Below are 16,537 nucleotides of genomic sequence, written 5' to 3'. Positions count from 1 at the left end.
GAACGCGTCGAAGCCGAGGACCGAGAGCGAGGCGCCCGCCGAGACGTCCGTCAGCCACACCAGGAGCGGCATCGCCAGCGCGGTCACCACGCCCAGCCGCAGCGCGCAGCGCCCCGCGAACCCGAGCGCTCCCCCGTCCAGCGGCGTGCGCACGGCCGTGAGGACCCCCGCGAAGAGCATCATCACCGCCACCGCCACGGCCAACAGCCAGACCCTGCCGTCGAGTTCGGCCAGCCGGCCCAGCGTCACCGGCTGATCGGACGAGAGCCGCAGGAAGTCGTCCAGCGGGTCGGGGAGGACCTGGGCGAGCGCCCCCGTCGCCTTGCCGTCCCACGGCACGAACATGCCGAGCGGGAGGGCGAGCCACACCCCGTTCGGCGCGCCGAGCAGCGCCGCGCCCGCGATCCGCTTCGGATGGTCGTCGCCGATCATCGCGTACAGCGCCGCGGCGAGCCCCGCGAGGACCGCCACCAGCACCACGGTCACCAGCGCGGACGCCGCCGGCCTGACCACCCGGTGCACGGCGCTCAGGGCGGGCGGCAGCGGCGTGCGCCGTGACGCGAGCAGCGCGATCAGCAGGACCCCGACGACGAACGCCGCGCCGCCCAGCAGCGTCGCCCCCGTCTGCACCGTGAATCCCACGGAGGCCTTGGCGTCCGCAAGATCGCCGAGCCGGTCGGGCAGCAGCCCGCCGATGCCGCCCGGCAGCTTGTCGCCGATGCCGCCCGGCAGGTCCCCGGCGCCCGGAATGTCGTTCAGTCCCAGCTTCGAACCGTCAATCGTGATGATGTCGTGACCCGCCCAGGCGAGCCCGCCCAGCATGCCCACGAAGAGCACGACCACGGCGCCGGCCCGGGCCAGCAGTTCGCCGGGCGAGACCTCAACTCCCGCGCCGCGCAAGGACCGTAGGAAGAACCAGCTGACCAGCAGCGCACCCACCAGGCCCACGCCGAGCGGTGCGACGTCGATCGCGGTGTCCGCCTGCGCGCCCTGCAGGCCGAAGGCCGAGACGTCGCCGGACGGCGTCACGCGCCCGCCGACCCCGAGCGCCACGACCGCGGCCGTCATGGGGCCCAGCGAGCCCGCCGAGTCCGCCCCGAGCAGATGGAGCCCGAGCGCCGCGACGCCCGCCATGGCGATGAACGCCCAGCTCACCGCGGCAATCGCGGACAGCAGCAGATCGCCCACGGGCACGCCGCCGCGCCGGGTCGCGTGTTGGCCGGTCTCCATCAGGACCCCCCGATCCGTACCGCATCGCCCCTGTTTTCCCATTTGCGCATGATCCGTAGGGAGTTGTGGGCACTCACCACTCTCCGGGGCGGGATCTGCCGCGTCAACGGGGCGCACACCGGGGCCGTCCGGGAGTCTTCACAACCCCCGACGCAAGGCCCGACTTTCGGTCATGGGGGCCTTCCTGAAATAGTTCCTCACGATGTTCGACATCCCTAGACTCCCCATGGCGGGGGCAATACTCGGGGGACAACTCAGTGGGGCATGGAGTGCCTGAACTCGTACTGGAATTGAATGGCAGGACCTGGACGCTCGATCCGTCCAGGCCGTACACCCTCGGTCGTGATCCGGGGGGTGACGTCGTGCTCGACGACGCCAGGGTGTCCTGGCGTCACGCCACGATCAGCTGGGGCGGCCGCAGTTGGGTCATCGAGGACCACGGCTCGACCAACGGCACCTTCGTCCAGGGCCAGCGGATCCACCAGATGGAGATCGGGCCCGGATCGTCCGTCCACCTCGGCAACGCGACGGACGGGCCGCGCCTGAGCGTGCAGGGCAGTGCCCAGGCCGCCGCGGTCGCCTCGCCGCACCAGGCGCAGCAGCAGGCCGCCGGCCTCGCCCAGCAGCCACCGCCGCAGCAGCAGCCGCAGGACGGTGCGCCCGGCTGGTCGCAGCAGGCGCCCCAGCAGGCGCAGCCGCCGCAGCAACAGCAGCAGTGGCAGCAGCCGCCGGTGCAGAAGGTGCCGCAGCAGCAGGGACCCGGTGGAGTCGCGGGGGCGCCGCCGGTCTACGGCGACCGCAGCCCGACGACGTTCCACCAGCTGGCCCTCGGCCGCGTCATGCGCATCGGCCGTGCGCTGGAGAACGAGCTGGTCGTCTCCGACCTCCAGGTCTCGCGACTGCACGCCGAGTTCCACGCGACGCCCGACGGCCGCTTCGAGATCCGCGACCTCGGCTCGCACAACGGCACGTACGTCAACGGCCAGCCGATCGCCAAGGGCGGCAGCGCGCTGCTCGGCCCGAACGACATCGTCGGCGTCGGCCACTCGACGTTCCGCCTCGTCGGCGACCGGCTCGAGGAGTTCGTCGACACCGGTGACGTCTCCTTCTCCGCGCGCCACCTGACGGTCACCGTCGACGGCGGCAAGCAGATCCTCAAGGACGTCTCCTTCGGCGTCCCGGAGAAATCGCTGATCGCCGTCATCGGCCCGTCGGGTTCCGGCAAGTCGACGCTGCTCAAGGCACTGACCGGCTACCGGCCGGCCAACCAGGGCGACGTCCTCTACGACAACCGGAACCTGTACAAGCAGTTCGCCGAGCTGCGCCAGCGCATCGGTCTGGTCCCGCAGGACGACATCCTGCACAAGGAACTGACCGTCAAGAAGGCGCTCAAGTACGCGGCCAAGCTCCGCTTCCCCGCGGACACCAGCGAGCAGGAGCGCCAGCAGCGCATCGACGAGGTGCTGCGCGAGCTCAAGCTGGACATCCACAAGGAGAAGAAGGTCACCTCCCTCTCCGGTGGCCAGCGCAAGCGCGTGTCCGTGGCCCTGGAGCTGCTCACCAAGCCGTCGCTGATCTTCCTGGACGAGCCGACCTCCGGCCTCGACCCGGGCATGGACCGCGACGTCATGCAGCTGCTGCGCGGTCTGTCCGACGACGGCCGCACGGTCCTCGTCGTCACCCACTCGGTGGCCGAGCTCGCGATCTGCGACAAGCTCCTCGTGATGGCGCCGGGTGGCTCGGTGGCGTACTTCGGCCCGCCGGAGGAAGCGCTCAACTTCTTCGGCTACGAGACCTGGGCCGACGTCTTCTCGGCGTTCGAGAACTACCGCGACTACGACTGGGCGGGCCGCTGGAAGGGCTCGCAGCACTACCAGATGTACGCGGCCGACATCGACGCCGTCGCCCCGCAGTCCGTGCAGATGCCGCCGCCCGCGGCGGTCAAGCCGCCCAAGCCGCAGCCCTGGGGCGCGCAGCTGATCACGCTGATCCGCCGCTACGTGTCGGTGATCGCCTCCGACAAGGGCTTCATGGGTCTGATGGTGATCCTGCCCGCGGTCCTCGGCATCGTGTCGGTGGTCATCCCGGCCGACTTCGGTCTGGCGCCGCCCAAGCCGCCGTCCAAGTTCAACGGCGACGCGGGCACGATCATGCTGATCGTCGCGGTCGGCATGTGCTTCTCGGCCGCGGCCAACTCGGTCCGAGAACTGATCAAGGAACGGGTCATCTACGAGCGCGAACGGGCCACCGGCCTGTCCCGCTCCGCGTACCTGATGTCCAAGGTCATCGTCCTCGGCTTCATCACGGCCATCCAGGGCGTCATCATCTGCGCCATCGCCTTCACGCCGCGAGACCTTCCCGAGGAAGGTCTCCTGATGCCGCCGGCCGTCGAGCTGTGCATCTCGATCATCGCGCTCGGCTTCACGTCGATGATGTTCGGCCTGGTCATCTCCTCGCTGGTGAAGACCTCCGAGAAGACGATGCCGCTGTTGGTGATGTTCGCGATCGTCCAGGTCGTCTTCACCGGAGTCCTCTTCCAGATCTACGGTTCGATCGGCCTGGAGCAGTTCGCCTGGCTGATGCCGTCCCGCTGGGCGATCGGTGCCGCCGGCGCCACGCTGGACCTGGCGCACCTGATGCCGCCGTGGGACCCGAAGAAGCCGAACGACCTCGACCCGCTGTGGGAGCACTCGGTCAGCCAGTGGGGCATCAACATCGCGGTGCTGCTCGCGCTCGGCATCATCTGCGGCTTCGCGGTCGCGCGCCTGCTGCGCCGCCATGAGCCCGAGGTCATGCGCAAGTAGTCGTCACGCACGACAGAGAAGGGCGGCACCCGCGAGGGTGCCGCCCTTCTCTGTCGTGGGGGTCGGCGTGCTGAGGACCCAGAGGTCCCGGCAAAGAGTCTCAGTACGCGCTGTTCACGTTGTCGATCGAGCCGTACTTGTCGGCCGCGTAGTTCGCGGCGGCCGTGATGTTGGCGACCGGGTCGTAGATGTTCGTCGAGGTGCCGTCGACGTGGTACGCGTTGAACGTCGGCTGGATGACCTGGAGCAGGCCGATCGACGGGGTGCCGTTCTGGGCGTTGATGTCCCAGCCGTTCATCGCGTTCGGGTTGCCCGTGGACTCGCGCATGATGTTGCTGTAGAGCCCGTTGTAGGTACCCGGGATGCCCTTGGCCTTCATGATGTCCAGCGACTGCTTGATCCAGCCGTCCAGGTTGTTGGCGTAGACCGGCTTGCGGGCGGCGGCGCGGGAGGCGGCCTCCCTGGCCTCGCGCTCCTGCTTCGCCTTGGCGTCCGCCTCGGCCTTCGCCTTCGCGGCGGCATCGGCCTTCGCCTTGGCCTCGGCGTCGGCCTTCTTCTGCGCCTCTTCCTTCGCCTTGGCGTCCTGCTGGGCCTTCAGCTTGGCGGCGGCCTGCTTCGCCTTCTCCGACGCGGCGGCCTGCTGGCCGGTGACGCTGTCGTGCACGTCCTTGACCTGCTGCGTACCGGCAGCCGTCGGGAAGGCGACGGGGGCGGCGGAGACCGTCTCGGCCGACGCCTGCGTGTCATGACCCGGCACCAGCGTCACCGCGAGAGCGGCGGCACCGAGGGCGGCGACACCGGCCATCGAGAACTTGTGGGTGCGGGTCAGGCGACTATGGCCGGAAGGGGCGTGCTTGGACATGAGATGGGGACCTCTCGAAGTGTGTTTGGGGCACGAGCACCGCGGGTACAACCGTTCGGTGCTCAGCGACGAGGGCCATTCTTAGCGGGCGCAAAATTCCGTGGCAAAGGTGTGACGTACGAAGCCGGGTAGTGGACCGGGGGCATGCGAAAGGGGGCCAGGAGTCGGCTCTCGACCCCTGGCCCCCGTCCCGCCTCGGGACTTTGGTCCTTCAGCTATCCACTAGGCGCCTTCGTACGTGATGTGCGCCCTATGCGCGGCGTCACAGCGGGCACCCGTCGATCTCACCAGTAGTTGCCAGTGCAACGCGCAGCGTGAGGCTCCTGGTCCGGAAGGATGAGGTGGACGTCGCCGAACTCGTGCCACAGGTAGAGGCCCCGCAGCGCCTCCTCGTACGTACGGCTCACGGCCGCCCGCCCCGCCACCGCCTCCAGCATCAGCAGATGGGACGCCTCCGGCTCGTGCAGCCCGGTCAGCAGCCCGTCCACCACCCGCACCCCGCGCTCCGGCGTCACGACCAGCTCCGTCCAGCCGCGCGCCGCCCGCACCACCCCGTCGTCCCCGGCCGCCGACTCGACGGCCCGCACGGCCGTGGTGCCCACGGCGATCACCCGCCCGTCCCCGGCCCTGGCCGCGTTGATCAGCCGCGCCGACGCCTCCGGCACCTCGAACCGCTCCCCGTAAGGCGGCTCGTGCGACTCCGCGGACGCCACCCCCGTGTGCAGCGTGATCGGCGCGAACTGCACGCCCCGGCTCACCAGCTGCGCCACGATCCGCTCCGTGAAGGGCCGCGCCGCACTCGGCATCTCCGCACTGCCCGCCCCGTCGGCGTACGGCAGCGCGAACACCGTCTGATAGGCGGACAGCGGCTGGTCCCGCTCCGTGTACGCGTAGCGGATCGGCCGCCCGTGCGCCCGCAGCAGCGCGGGCACGTCCCCGGTCGCCCGCACCCACCACAGCCGCTCGTTCCCCGCCGCGACCGGCTCCTCGAAGACGAGGTGCACACAGCCGGGCAGCGACACCACCGAACCCGCGGGCCCGCCCGCGCGCGGGCGCGTGGTGCCCCGGCCGTCCGGAACCCGCAGCTCGACCGCCCACCGCCCGTCGTCGCCCCGCGTGGAGAAGTGCACGACCACGCGCGCGCGCCCGTCCGTCCCGTCCACGGCGGCCGCCAGCGTGGGGGAGGTGTTCACCACGAGCAGGTCCCCGGCCCGCAGCACCTCCGGCAGCTCGGGGAAGCGGTGGTGCGCCACCTCCGTGCCGCGCGACACCAGCAGCCGCACCGACGATCTGTCCCGGCCGGGACCCCGCTGTTCGGCGGGCACCCGCGCCGACAGCTCCTCCGGTACCCGCAGCGCGAGTGTCATCGCGTCTCCAGCAGAGAAGGCGCCGCGTACCGCCCGCTGGCCGGCCGCTCGTCGAGCAGCCGCAGGAACCCGGGCACGACGTCCTCGGGCCGTGGCACGCCGCTCAGATCCTCGTCCGGCTCGGCCGCGGCCAGCATCTCCGTCCGCATCCCGCCCGGATCCACCGCCCACACCCGCAGGCCGGACTCCTCCACCCCGAGCACGGCCGACAGCTGGTCGAGGGCCGCCTTCGTCGCCCCGTAACCGCCCCACGTGCGGTACGCCTCGGCCGCCGCGTCCGAACTCATGTTGATCACCGCCCCGTCGTGCGCCTCGCGCAGCAGCGGAAGCGCCTCCTGCAGCAGTCCGAGCGGCGCCACCACATTGACCTCCAGCGCCCTGCGGAACCCGTCGAGCCCGTGCTCCCCGAGCGTCACCAGTGGCTCCGCGCCCAGCACCCCCGCGTTGTTCACCAGCAGATCGAGACCGCCCAGCTCCCAGGCCGCCGCGATCAGCTCGACCCGGTGCCCGCCGTCCGTGACGTCACCCGGCACCGCCACGACCGCCCCGCCGTGCCGGCGCAACCCCGCCGCCACTTCCTCCAGCGGCCCGGGGGACCGCGCGTCGAGCACCAGATCCCAGCCCCGCTCGGCCAGCGCCGTGGCGAGCGCCCGCCCGAATCCCCGTGAGGCCCCCGTGATGATCGCTACTGTCATGACAACCGTCCCCTTGGTCCGCCGGCTCTGCGTGTGCCTTCAACGTAGGAACGGCGGGGGCCCGGGCACCTCGTACGCGGGTCGCGACGGCCACGGGCCCTTCGGCCTAAGCCCAGGGCCCTAGGCGGGCGCCGCCACAGGACCGATACGCGCCGTCACACCCCGCCGGTACGGTGACTTCATGAGTCAAGGTCCACGGACTGGTCTTGCGGCGGTCAGCGCCGCGCTGCTGGCCATGAGCAGGCACCTGGAGGTGCGCGACGTCCTCAAGACGATCGTCGCCTCCGCGCGCGAGCTGCTCGACGCCGAGTACGCGGCGCTCGGGGTGCCCGACGACCACGGCGGCTTCGCCCAGTTCGTCGTCGACGGCGTCAGCGACGAGCAGTGGAAGGCCATCGGCCCGCTGCCGCGCCAGCACGGCATCCTCGCCGCGATGCTGCGCGAGGCGAAGACCGAGCGCCTCGCCGACGTCCGCAAGGACCCCCGCTTCGAAGGCTGGCCGTCCGCCCACCCGGACATGTCCGACTTCCTGGGCCTGCCCATCAAGGACGGCGACGAGACGATCGGCGCGCTCTTCCTCGCGAACAAGAAGTGCCCCAAGCCGCAAGGCGGTTGCGGCTTCACGCAGGAGGACGAGGAGCTGCTCCAGATCCTCGCCCAGCACGCCGCGATCGCCCTGACGAACGCCCGGCTCTACGAGCGCAGCCGCGAGCTCACCATCGCCGAGGAGCGCTCCCGCCTCGCGCACGAACTGCACGACGCCGTCAGCCAGAAGCTCTTCTCGCTCCGCCTGACCGCGCAGGCGGCGGCGAAGCTCGTGGACCGCGATCCGGCCCGCGCCAAGGACGAGTTGCAGCACGTGGTCGCGCTCGCCGCGGAGGCCGCCGACGAACTGCGCGCCGCCGTCGTGGAGTTGCGCCCCGCCGCACTGGACGAGGACGGCCTGGTCGCCACCCTCCGTACGCAGATCCAGGTGCTCGACCGCGCCCACGGCGCACGGGTCACGTTCTGCTGCGACGGCATCCGCGCCCTCCCCGCGGCCCAGGAGGAGGCGATGCTCCGCGTCGCCCAGGAGGCGCTGCACAACGCACTGCGGCACTCCGGGGCGCGGTGCGTCGACGTGACGCTCGACAAGCGGGGCGTGGGCGCCGTGCTCCGCGTCAACGACGACGGCAAGGGCTTCGAGCCGAAGTCGATACGCCGCGCGGGACGCCACCTCGGCCTGGTCTCGATGCACGACCGGACGAGCGGCGTCGGCGGGCGGCTCACAGTGGAATCGGAGCCCGGCAAGGGCACCACGATCGAGATGGAGGTCCCCGGTGGCTGACGCAATCAAGGTGTTGCTGGTCGACGACCACCAGGTCGTCCGCAGGGGACTGCGCACGTTCCTCGAGATCCAGGACGACATCGAGGTGGTCGGCGAGGCGGCCGACGGCGCCGAAGGGGTCGACCGCGCCGAGGAGCTGAAGCCCGACGTCGTCCTCATGGACGTCAAGATGCCGGGCATGGACGGCGTGGAGGCACTGCGCAAGCTCCGCGAACTGAACAATCCGGCGCGAGTGCTGATCGTCACCAGCTTCACGGAGCAGCGCACCGTCGTCCCGGCCCTGCGTGCCGGCGCCGCCGGGTACGTCTACAAGGACGTGGACCCCGACGCACTGGCCGGCGCCATCCGGTCCGTGCACGCCGGCCACATCCTGCTCCAGCCCGAGGTGGCCGGCGCCCTGCTCTCCCAGGAGCAGGCGAACAACGGGCAGGGGAGGGGCAGTTCGCTCACCGAGCGGGAGCGCGAGGTGCTCGGCCTGATCGCGGACGGCCGCTCGAACCGGGAGATCGCCCGCGCCCTCGTCCTCTCCGAGAAGACGGTGAAGACCCACGTGTCGAACATCCTCATGAAGCTCGACCTGGCGGACCGCACCCAGGCCGCCCTGTGGGCCGTCCGGCACGGGGTCGCCGGCTGACCCCTGCGCCCTGCTCCTGGCGGCCGTGCTCCGGCGCACTACTGCACGGCGCCGTGGACGGTTCCGCTCCGTTGTGAGATTCATACTGTCGTGTAGATGTCCACCGTCCGGCGTACCCCGCCGGACCCTCCGGCGTTCTCCAGTGCATGCTGCGGCGGCTGGCCGCGGCAACCGCAAGGAGGAGCTAGAAGTGAAGAACCTGAAGAAGGCCGCGGCTGTCACCCTCGTCGCCGGCGGCCTGGTCGCCGCCGGTGCCGGTCTCGCCTCCGCCACTGACGGTGCGCACGCCGACGGCAAGGCCTCGAAGTCGCCGGGCGTCGGCTCGGGCAACCTCATCCAGGCCCCGATCCACATCCCGGTCAACGCCGTGGGCAACACCGCCAACGTCATCGGCGTGCTGAACCCGGCCTTCGGCAACGGCGGCTTCAACGGCTGATCACGGCTGATCACGATCTGTCGCGGCTGATCGCGATGGATCACGGCTGACTCGAACTCAGGGTCCACAGGACCACCGGCCCCCCGGGTAATCCCCCGGGGGGCCGGTCCGTTTTCTGACCCGACCGGGCGACACCGCCGTCCCTCACGGCTGTTCGACCTCAACTCCCGCAGGGGAACGCCGCTTCGACCCGTTCGTCCGCCGATTGATCCAATCGAGGGCAAGGCGCGCCCACCCCGTGTCGTCCGACCGGCCCACGCGTTGCTCAGCGTGCGACCCCGTGGCTGGGTCGCACCGCTACTTCTGGAGGAACACTTCCCATGAGCATTGCCAAGAAGGCCGCCCTGACCCTCGCCGTCGCGGGCCTCGCCGCCGGCGCGTCCGCCGGTGCCGCCTTCGCCGACTCCGAGGCGGAGGGCGCGGCCACCATGTCCCCGGGCGTCGCCTCCGGCAACCAGGCCCAGGTCCCGGTCCACGTCCCGGTGAACGCCTCGGGCAACTCGGTCAACGTGATCGGCGTCCTGAACCCGGCGTTCGGCAACGTGGCGTCGAACCTCTGACGCTCCCTGCCGCACAGGCACAGAAAGGCCCCTCACGGACCCGGTCCGCGAGGGGCCTTCTCGCGCAACGCGGGAGTGCCGCACCGCGCCCCGGTCCTCAGCCCCGCTCCCGCTCCTCCACGAAGGAGTTGTACGCGGCCACCTGGGCGCGCCGCGCCGTCCGCTCGACAGGCCGCAACGCGACGGCCCGAGCCCCCATCTCCGAAGCGCTCACCGCCCCGCCGTGCCCGCTCTCGTACGCCACGGAGACGAGCAGCCCCACGCGCTGCGCCAGTTCGAGCACCCGCACGGCCCGCGCCGGATACCCGGGTGCCAGCACCTCACGGCCCCGCTCGGCCCGGGCCCGGTACGCGTCGATCGCGGCCTCCGCCACCGGACCGGAACCGGCCACGTCCAGCTTCGTCAGCACGTCGGTGGCGTCCCGCAGCGCCTCCGCCAGCTCCCTCTCTGCCTCACCGAGCGACGGTACGTCCGCCGGCGGAGCCTCCCGCACGGGCAGGCAGTGCCAGACGACCTCGACGTGGACGTCGCCGTCCGGCCCGGCCTCGTACACCTCGGGCACCAGCCCGAGCGCCACCCCGTGGCAGACGACGGCCTCCTCGGCGTCCAGGGCTCGCGCGTTGAACTCGGGAGGCCCGCTGAGTCCCAGCGGATGCCCGGGCGCGGGCAGCGCCACCCGCAGCCCGCTCGCCCCGAGCGCCCGCAGCCGCCCGAGCGCCAGCGTCAGCCCGACCGGGGCGGACTCCCCGGGGAGTCCTTCGACACGGTGCACCGCGTCCTCACCCACAATGGCGAGCACCGCGTCATCAGGTGCGACAAAACCGCCCAACAGGGCATTTCCCCATGCGGCGAGACGTCCAGAGCGTGGTTCCGAGAGCATGCGCCCCACCTTAGAAGCCCCGGGCGAGGTCAAAAGCCCGGCCGATGGAATGGACCACCGGGCCAGTGGCGTAGGTTTGCCTGGGGGCGGCGTCCGGTGACGAACAAACCGAACACGGCACGGACGCACGAGACAGCCGAGACTGCAATGGGAGACAACGCGCTCATGAGCGATGTACTGGAGCTGGAGGACGTATCCGTGGTCCGCGAGGGCCGGGCTCTGGTGGACCAGGTCTCCTGGTCGGTGAAGGAGGGGGAGCGCTGGGTCATCCTCGGACCGAACGGCGCCGGCAAGACCACCCTCCTCAACGTCGCCTCGAGCTACGTGTTCCCGAGCCAGGGCACCGCCACGATCCTCGGCGAGACCCTCGGCAAGCCCGGCACGGACGTCTTCGAGCTGCGCCCGCGCATCGGCGTCGCCGGCATCGCGCTCGCCGAGAAGCTGCCCAAGCGCCAGACCGTCCTGCAGACCGTGCTCACCGCCGCGTACGGCATGACGGCCGGCTGGCAGGAGGAGTACGAGGACGTCGACGAGCAGCGCGCCCGCGCCTTCCTCGACCGCCTCGGCATGAGCGAGTACCTGGACCGCAAGTTCGGCACCCTCTCCGAGGGCGAGCGCAAGCGCACCCTGATCGCCCGCGCCCTGATGACCGACCCCGAGCTGCTGCTCCTCGACGAGCCCGCCGCGGGCCTCGACCTCGGCGGCCGCGAGGACCTCGTCCGCCGCCTCGGCCGTCTCGCCCGCGACCCGATCGCCCCGTCGATGATCATGGTCACGCACCACGTCGAGGAGATCGCCCCCGGCTTCACGCACGTCCTCATGATCCGCCAGGGCAAGGTCCTCGCCGCCGGCCCGCTGGAGCTGGAACTCACCTCCCGCAACCTCTCCCGTTGCTTCGGCCTCCCCCTGGTCGTCGAGCAGAAGGGCGAGCGCTGGACCGCCACGGGTCTGCCCCTGAGCTGACGGCCTCGCGCAGCCGTGCGGGCCGGTCGTCCCCTGTCCGCACGGCCACCAGCGGATCTACCATGACCACGTGGCAGACATCGACGCATGGGTGTGGTGGCTGATCGGAGCGGCCGCGCTCGGTATTCCCTTGGTCATCACCGCCATGCCCGAGTTGGGCATGCTGTCCGTCGGCGCGGTGGCGGGCGCCGTGACAGCAGGACTCGGCGGCGGTGCCGTTCTCCAGGTCGTGGTCTTCGCCGCGGTGTCGTGCGCGCTGATCGCCGTCGTACGCCCCATCGCCAAGCGGCAGCGCACGGAACCGCCCCAACTGGCCACGGGCGTGGACGCCCTGAAGGGCAAGCAGGCCGTCGTCGTCGAGCAGGTCGACGGCAGCAGCGGCCGCATCAAACTGGCCGGCGAGATCTGGTCCGCCCGCGCCCTCGACGCCGACGCGACGTTCGAACCCGGCCGCCAGGTCGACGTGGTCGACATCGAGGGGGCCACCGCCATCGTCATCTGACCCGAACTCGCCACGCCACCAGGGTGGTTCTGACAAACTCGACGAGCAAGATCTCATGATCTTCCGGTACGACGAATACGGCGAAGCCGGAACGACGACGGTACGAAGGGCACAGGAGACGCGATGTCAGCGATCATCATCGTCCTGATCATTCTGGTGGTGTTGGTCTTCATCGCCCTGATCAAGACCATCCAGGTCATCCCGCAGGCCAGCGCCGCCATCGTGGAACGCTTCGGCCGCTACACCCGCACGCTGAACGCCGGCCTGAACATCGTCGTCCCGTTCATCGACTCCATCCGCAACCGCATCGACCTGCGCGAGCAGGTCGTGCCGTTCCCGCCGCAGCCGGTGATCACCCAGGACAACCTGGTCGTCAACATCGACACCGTCATCTACTACCAGGTGACCGACGCCCGTGCCGCGACCTACGAGGTGGCCAGTTACATCCAGGCCATCGAGCAGCTGACGGTCACCACCCTCCGCAACATCATCGGTGGCATGGACCTGGAGCGGACGCTGACCTCCCGCGAGGAGATCAACGCGGCACTGCGCGGCGTCCTCGACGAGGCGACGGGCAAGTGGGGCATCCGCGTCAACCGCGTCGAGCTCAAGGCGATCGAACCGCCCACCTCCATCCAGGACTCGATGGAGAAGCAGATGCGCGCCGACCGTGACAAGCGCGCGGCGATCCTCACCGCCGAGGGCATCCGGCAGTCCCAGATCCTCACGGCGGAGGGCGAGAAGCAGTCGGCGATCCTCCGCGCGGAGGGTGAGGCGAAGGCAGCGGCCCTGCGCGCCGAGGGCGAGGCGCAGGCCATCCGCACGGTCTTCGAGTCCATCCACGCGGGCGACCCGGACCAGAAGCTGCTCTCGTACCAGTACCTCCAGATGCTCCCGAAGATCGCCGAGGGCGACGCCAACAAGCTGTGGATCGTCCCCAGCGAGATCGGCGACGCACTCAAGGGCCTGTCCGGCGCGATCGGCAACTTCGGCCCGATGGCGGGCGGCTCGTCCCCGTCGGCCCCGAAGGAGCGCAGGGAACAGCCGCCGATCGACTGACGCCACGACGACACCGAAGGGGCCCGCCGACCATCAGGTCGGCGGGCCCCTCCGTGCACGCGGCACCTACGCGGCGACGCCCTGCCCCAGCCAGTCCGGCAGGGCCTCACGTCCGTCCGTGCGCAGCGACAGCAGCATGGCGTCGGCCGGCGTCGGCTCGAAAGGCTCCCGCAGCAGCGGCATCCCGGCCTGCTCCGGCGTCCGGTCCGCCTTCCGGTGATTGTCCTCGGCGCAGGACGCCACCGTGTTCAGCCAGGAGTCCGCACCGCCCTGGGACCGCGGCACGACGTGGTCCACGGTCGTCGCCCGCCGCCCGCAGTACGCGCACCGGTGCTGGTCCCGCACGAGCACGCCCCGCCTGGACCACGGCGCGCGTCTTCGGAACGGCACCCGTACGTACCGGCAGAGCCTGATCACCCGCGGCACCGGTATGTCGAGCGCGGCACCGCGCATCCGCAGCTCGGGGTGGGCCTGCTCGACGACGGCCTTGTCCTGCAGCACCAGCACGACCGCTCGGTTCAACGTCACCGTCGAGAGCGGTTCGAAGCTCGCGTTCAGCACCAGCGTGTCCCGCATCCTGCCCACCTCCCGTACGCACCGGATCACCCCTCGGCGTCCGTGCGTCAACTCTGGCCGTGCACGCCGAGATGGACAACGCAATAAAAACTGCCCGCCTCTGATCACTTCCAAGGCCAGAGGCGGGCAAACGTTCCGTGAACGCTAACTCTCCGCGGGCGCCGCGTACTCGGCGACGACCTGGGCGCGCGCCAGCGCGTGGAACCGCAGATTGAAACCGACGAATGCGGGCGAACCATCGGAATCCGGACCCAACTTCTCCTGGTCCACGGCATACACGGTGAAGACGTACCGGTGCGGATGGTCCCCGGGCGGCGGCGCGGCCCCACCGAAGTCCTTGCTCCCGTAGTCGTTGCGCACCTGCACGGCGCCTTCGGGAAGTCCCTCGAACGTGCCGCTGCCCGCGCCCACCGGCAGCTCGGTCACCGAGACCGGGATGTCGATCACGGACCAGTGCCAGAACCCGCTCCCGGTCGGCGCGTCCGGATCGAAGCACGACACGGCGAAGCTCTTGGTCTCCGGCGGGAAGCCCTCCCACCGCAGGTGCGGCGACGTGTTCCCGGCCGCGTAGACCTGGTCGTCCTTGAGCACCCCACCCGCTTCGAAGTCGTCGCTCACGACGGTGAACGACGGCACCTGCGGATGAAAAGCGTGCGGCAGCGGAGCCCGCTCGGGCTGCTCGGTCACAACGAACCTCCTGGATCTACGGAACCCTGGTCCCACAGAGTCTGCCGACCCTGCTCCCGAAACCCTAGGACCCCGAACCCCTAGAACCAGTTCTTCTTGCTGCCGACCTCGGACAGCCACTGGTGCAGGTACGCCGACCAGTCCGTGCCCTGGAAGTCGTGGTGCCCGACGACGAACGACCGGAAGGTGTCGCTGCCCTCGCTGAACAGCCCCGGCTTCTTGTCCATCTCCAGGACGACGTCCATCTCCCGGTCGTCGGCGACGAAGCTCAGCTCGACCTGGTTCAGCCCCCGGTACTGCTGCGGCGGGAAGAACTCGATCTCCTGGTAGAACGGCAGCTTCTGCCGCGTCCCGCGGATGTGTCCCCGCTCCATGTCCGCGCTCTTGAACCGGAACCCGAGCCCGATGAAGGCGTCGAGGATGGCCTGCTGCGACGGCAGCGGGTGCACGTTGATCGGGTCGAGGTCGCCGGAGTCGAGCGCCCGGGCGATCTCCAGCTCCGTGGTCACCCCGATGTTCATCCCGCGCAGCGCCTGCCCGTCGATCATCGTGACCGGCGTCTCCCACGGGATCTCCAGCCCGAACGGGACCGCGTGCACGGCGTTGGCCTTCAGCTCGAAGGCGCCACCGAGCCGCACCTTCGTGAACTCGATGTCCTGCTTGGTCTCCTGGTCCGCACCCTCGACCTCGACCCGTGCCTGGAGCCCTACGGACAGACCCTCGATCTCCTGGTCCACGGACCCGCCCTGGATCCGCACCTCGCCCTGCACGACACCACCGGGCACGACATTGACCTCGGTGAGCACGGTCTCCACGGACGCCCCGCCCGCACCCAGACTCGCCAACAGCCGCTTGAACCCCATGACTAGATCTCCTCCGTACGAGAACCGCGATCCCGCGATGCCGGTCACGACCACTACTGACTGACTACTACTGCTGTTACTGCTGACTACAAACGCGGTACGCCCGCGCCCGGTTCCGCATTCCACCCTGCCCGTTCCACTACCCTCGGAGGGCATGATCGCGGCCCCTGACCGTACGCCCATCGCCCGGGAGTTCTTCGACCGCCCTGTACTGGAGGTCGCTCCGGACCTCCTGGGCCGCACCCTGGTACGTGCCACCCCGGACGGCCCGATCGAACTCCGCCTCACGGAGGTGGAGGCGTACGACGGTCCGAACGACCCGGGATCGCACGCCTACAGAGGCCGCACCGCCCGCAACAGCGTGATGTTCGGTCCGCCGGGCCACGTGTACGTCTACTTCACCTACGGCATGTGGCACTGCATGAATCTGGTGTGCGGCGACCCGGGCACGGCGAGTGCGGTCCTCCTGCGCGCCGGCGAGATCACCGAAGGCGCCGAGCTCGCCCGTAAGCGTCGACTGTCGGCCCGCCACGACAAGGAACTGGCCAAAGGCCCTGCGCGCCTGGCCACGGCCCTGGACGTGGACCGTTCCCTCAACGGCACGGACGCCTGCGCTGCCACCGGCTCCCCTCTGACGCTCCTGCACGGCACGCCCGTTCCCGCCGACCAGGTGCGCAACGGCCCACGCACCGGTGTGTCCGGCGAAGGGGGAGTCCACCCCTGGCGCTTCTGGGTCGCCAACGACCCGACGGTGAGCCCTTATCGGGCCCACACCCCGCGCCGCCGCCGAACTTGACGCGGCCTTGCGGGATCCGTAATGTAGCCCGAGCCGCTTGACCCGGGTACGGCGTTCAGCCTGCAGCCGGAAGCGGCCAAACCACTACCAACGAACGATCTCCCTCGACGGGGTCTTTTCGGCGTGCCCGCATGCCGGAATTCGAACTCGCGAAACTCGATTATGAGTTGCCAGGGAAATCCGCTAACGTAGTGGACACGCCGAAAGGCAAAGGCCCTCCAACGGCCACCGGAAATGAAATCCGAACCGGAAACGGAACGGAAAACGGATCTGGTAAGGTTGGAAACACGAAATAC

At 70.3% G+C, this 16,537-nt stretch carries 16 protein-coding genes and 1 pseudogene; 9 read left to right on the top strand and 8 right to left on the bottom strand.

Going from position 1 to position 16,537, the window contains the following annotated elements; translation table 11 throughout:
* The coding region (locus M4J07_RS39540; protein WP_255980501.1) for a streptophobe family protein at window positions 1–1,230 on the bottom strand (1,230 nt) is incomplete at its 3' end.
* A gap of 269 nt (window positions 1,231–1,499) precedes the next feature.
* On the opposite strand from M4J07_RS39540, the gene M4J07_RS39535 reads away from it, so the two are divergent.
* A complete protein-coding gene (locus M4J07_RS39535) occupies window positions 1,500–4,034 on the top strand; it encodes an ABC transporter ATP-binding protein/permease (RefSeq protein WP_255980499.1) in 2,535 nt (844 codons plus the stop codon).
* Between the two features lie 100 nt (window positions 4,035–4,134).
* Here the strand turns inward: M4J07_RS39535 and M4J07_RS39530 are convergent, their stop codons facing one another.
* The 3 genes from M4J07_RS39530 to M4J07_RS39520 all read right to left on the bottom strand — a co-directional run bounded on the left by M4J07_RS39530 (window position 4,135) and on the right by M4J07_RS39520 (window position 6,958).
* Window positions 4,135–4,896 carry a transglycosylase SLT domain-containing protein gene (locus M4J07_RS39530; RefSeq protein ID WP_255980497.1) on the bottom strand — a complete coding sequence of 254 codons (762 nt, stop codon included), beginning with the start codon at window positions 4,894–4,896 and terminating at the stop codon, window positions 4,135–4,137.
* 284 nt (window positions 4,897–5,180) lie between these two features.
* Window positions 5,181–6,263: an S-adenosylmethionine:tRNA ribosyltransferase-isomerase gene (locus tag M4J07_RS39525; protein ID WP_255980495.1), complete on the bottom strand. Its 1,083-nt coding sequence runs from the start codon at window positions 6,261–6,263 to the stop codon at window positions 5,181–5,183.
* Window positions 6,260–6,958, bottom strand: a complete 699-nt coding sequence (locus tag M4J07_RS39520; protein WP_255980493.1) for an SDR family NAD(P)-dependent oxidoreductase — start codon at window positions 6,956–6,958, stop codon at window positions 6,260–6,262. The genes M4J07_RS39525 and M4J07_RS39520 overlap by 4 nt, the downstream gene beginning before the upstream one ends.
* 181 nt (window positions 6,959–7,139) lie before the next feature.
* On the opposite strand from M4J07_RS39520, the gene M4J07_RS39515 reads away from it, so the two are divergent.
* The 4 genes from M4J07_RS39515 (at window position 7,140) to M4J07_RS39500 (ending at window position 9,915) form a co-directional block, all read left to right on the top strand.
* Window positions 7,140–8,285 carry a GAF domain-containing sensor histidine kinase gene (locus tag M4J07_RS39515; RefSeq protein ID WP_255980491.1) on the top strand — a complete coding sequence of 382 codons (1,146 nt, stop codon included), beginning with the start codon at window positions 7,140–7,142 and terminating at the stop codon, window positions 8,283–8,285.
* Window positions 8,278–8,919: a response regulator gene (locus M4J07_RS39510; RefSeq protein WP_255980489.1), complete on the top strand. Its 642-nt coding sequence runs from the start codon at window positions 8,278–8,280 to the stop codon at window positions 8,917–8,919. Before M4J07_RS39515 ends, M4J07_RS39510 begins: the two co-directional genes overlap by 8 nt.
* Before the next feature lie 190 nt (window positions 8,920–9,109).
* Complete coding sequence (locus M4J07_RS39505; protein ID WP_255980487.1) at window positions 9,110–9,355, top strand: chaplin; 246 nt, start codon at window positions 9,110–9,112, stop codon at window positions 9,353–9,355.
* A gap of 320 nt (window positions 9,356–9,675) precedes the next feature.
* The gene (locus M4J07_RS39500) at window positions 9,676–9,915 is read left to right on the top strand and encodes a chaplin (protein ID WP_255980486.1); all 240 of its coding nucleotides are present in this window, start codon (window positions 9,676–9,678) and stop codon (window positions 9,913–9,915) included.
* Between the two features lie 97 nt (window positions 9,916–10,012).
* Here the strand turns inward: M4J07_RS39500 and M4J07_RS39495 are convergent, their stop codons facing one another.
* Entirely contained in the window at window positions 10,013–10,795 is a 783-nt protein-coding gene (locus M4J07_RS39495) for a hypothetical protein (RefSeq protein WP_255980484.1), read from the bottom strand.
* 147 nt (window positions 10,796–10,942) lie between these two features.
* Here M4J07_RS39495 and M4J07_RS39490 point away from each other — a divergent pair.
* The 3 genes and pseudogenes from M4J07_RS39490 to M4J07_RS39480 form a co-directional block, all read left to right on the top strand.
* Window positions 10,943–11,491: pseudogene (locus M4J07_RS39490) on the top strand (ABC transporter ATP-binding protein); the annotation flags it as partial.
* Window positions 11,492–11,828: 337 nt separating this feature from the next.
* Window positions 11,829–12,260: an NfeD family protein gene (locus M4J07_RS39485; RefSeq protein ID WP_255980480.1), complete on the top strand. Its 432-nt coding sequence runs from the start codon at window positions 11,829–11,831 to the stop codon at window positions 12,258–12,260.
* A gap of 123 nt (window positions 12,261–12,383) precedes the next feature.
* On the top strand, window positions 12,384–13,319 hold the full coding sequence (locus tag M4J07_RS39480) for an SPFH domain-containing protein (RefSeq protein ID WP_255980478.1): 936 nt from the start codon (window positions 12,384–12,386) through the stop codon (window positions 13,317–13,319).
* A gap of 66 nt (window positions 13,320–13,385) precedes the next feature.
* Here the strand turns inward: M4J07_RS39480 and M4J07_RS39475 are convergent, their stop codons facing one another.
* From M4J07_RS39475 to M4J07_RS39465, 3 genes are all read right to left on the bottom strand, one after another.
* On the bottom strand, window positions 13,386–13,895 hold the full coding sequence (locus tag M4J07_RS39475; protein WP_255980476.1) for an HNH endonuclease: 510 nt from the start codon (window positions 13,893–13,895) through the stop codon (window positions 13,386–13,388).
* 144 nt (window positions 13,896–14,039) lie between these two features.
* A complete protein-coding gene (locus M4J07_RS39470) occupies window positions 14,040–14,582 on the bottom strand; it encodes a YbhB/YbcL family Raf kinase inhibitor-like protein (protein ID WP_255980474.1) in 543 nt (180 codons plus the stop codon).
* An 80-nt stretch (window positions 14,583–14,662) separates the two neighbouring features.
* Complete coding sequence (locus tag M4J07_RS39465; protein WP_255980472.1) at window positions 14,663–15,445, bottom strand: sporulation protein; 783 nt, start codon at window positions 15,443–15,445, stop codon at window positions 14,663–14,665.
* Window positions 15,446–15,599: 154 nt separating this feature from the next.
* Between M4J07_RS39465 and M4J07_RS39460 the strand changes: the two genes are divergently transcribed.
* The gene (locus M4J07_RS39460) at window positions 15,600–16,241 is read left to right on the top strand and encodes a DNA-3-methyladenine glycosylase (RefSeq protein WP_255980470.1); all 642 of its coding nucleotides are present in this window, start codon (window positions 15,600–15,602) and stop codon (window positions 16,239–16,241) included.
* The last annotated feature ends 296 nt before the right edge of the window (window positions 16,242–16,537 follow it).

It is taken from the genome of Streptomyces longispororuber, from assembly GCF_024448165.1.
GTDB classification, from domain to species: domain Bacteria; phylum Actinomycetota; class Actinomycetes; order Streptomycetales; family Streptomycetaceae; genus Streptomyces; species Streptomyces longispororuber_A.
This window is presented reverse-complemented; position numbering and strand designations above follow the sequence as displayed.

Bases quoted from the DNA above. Each gene is read 5' to 3' on its own strand.
- M4J07_RS39530 (WP_255980497.1), bottom strand. From the start codon at position 4,896: ATGTCCAAGCACGCCCCTTCCGGCCATAGTCGCCTGACCCGCACCCAC.
- M4J07_RS39525 (WP_255980495.1), bottom strand. From the start codon at position 6,263: ATGACACTCGCGCTGCGGGTACCGGAGGAGCTGTCGGCGCGGGTGCCC.
- M4J07_RS39520 (WP_255980493.1), bottom strand. From the start codon at position 6,958: ATGACAGTAGCGATCATCACGGGGGCCTCACGGGGATTCGGGCGGGCG.
- M4J07_RS39515 (WP_255980491.1), top strand. From the start codon at position 7,140: ATGAGTCAAGGTCCACGGACTGGTCTTGCGGCGGTCAGCGCCGCGCTG.
- M4J07_RS39500 (WP_255980486.1), top strand. From the start codon at position 9,676: ATGAGCATTGCCAAGAAGGCCGCCCTGACCCTCGCCGTCGCGGGCCTC.
- M4J07_RS39495 (WP_255980484.1), bottom strand. From the start codon at position 10,795: ATGCTCTCGGAACCACGCTCTGGACGTCTCGCCGCATGGGGAAATGCC.
- M4J07_RS39480 (WP_255980478.1), top strand. From the start codon at position 12,384: ATGTCAGCGATCATCATCGTCCTGATCATTCTGGTGGTGTTGGTCTTC.
- M4J07_RS39475 (WP_255980476.1), bottom strand. From the start codon at position 13,895: ATGCGGGACACGCTGGTGCTGAACGCGAGCTTCGAACCGCTCTCGACG.
- M4J07_RS39465 (WP_255980472.1), bottom strand. From the start codon at position 15,445: ATGGGGTTCAAGCGGCTGTTGGCGAGTCTGGGTGCGGGCGGGGCGTCC.
- M4J07_RS39460 (WP_255980470.1), top strand. From the start codon at position 15,600: ATGATCGCGGCCCCTGACCGTACGCCCATCGCCCGGGAGTTCTTCGAC.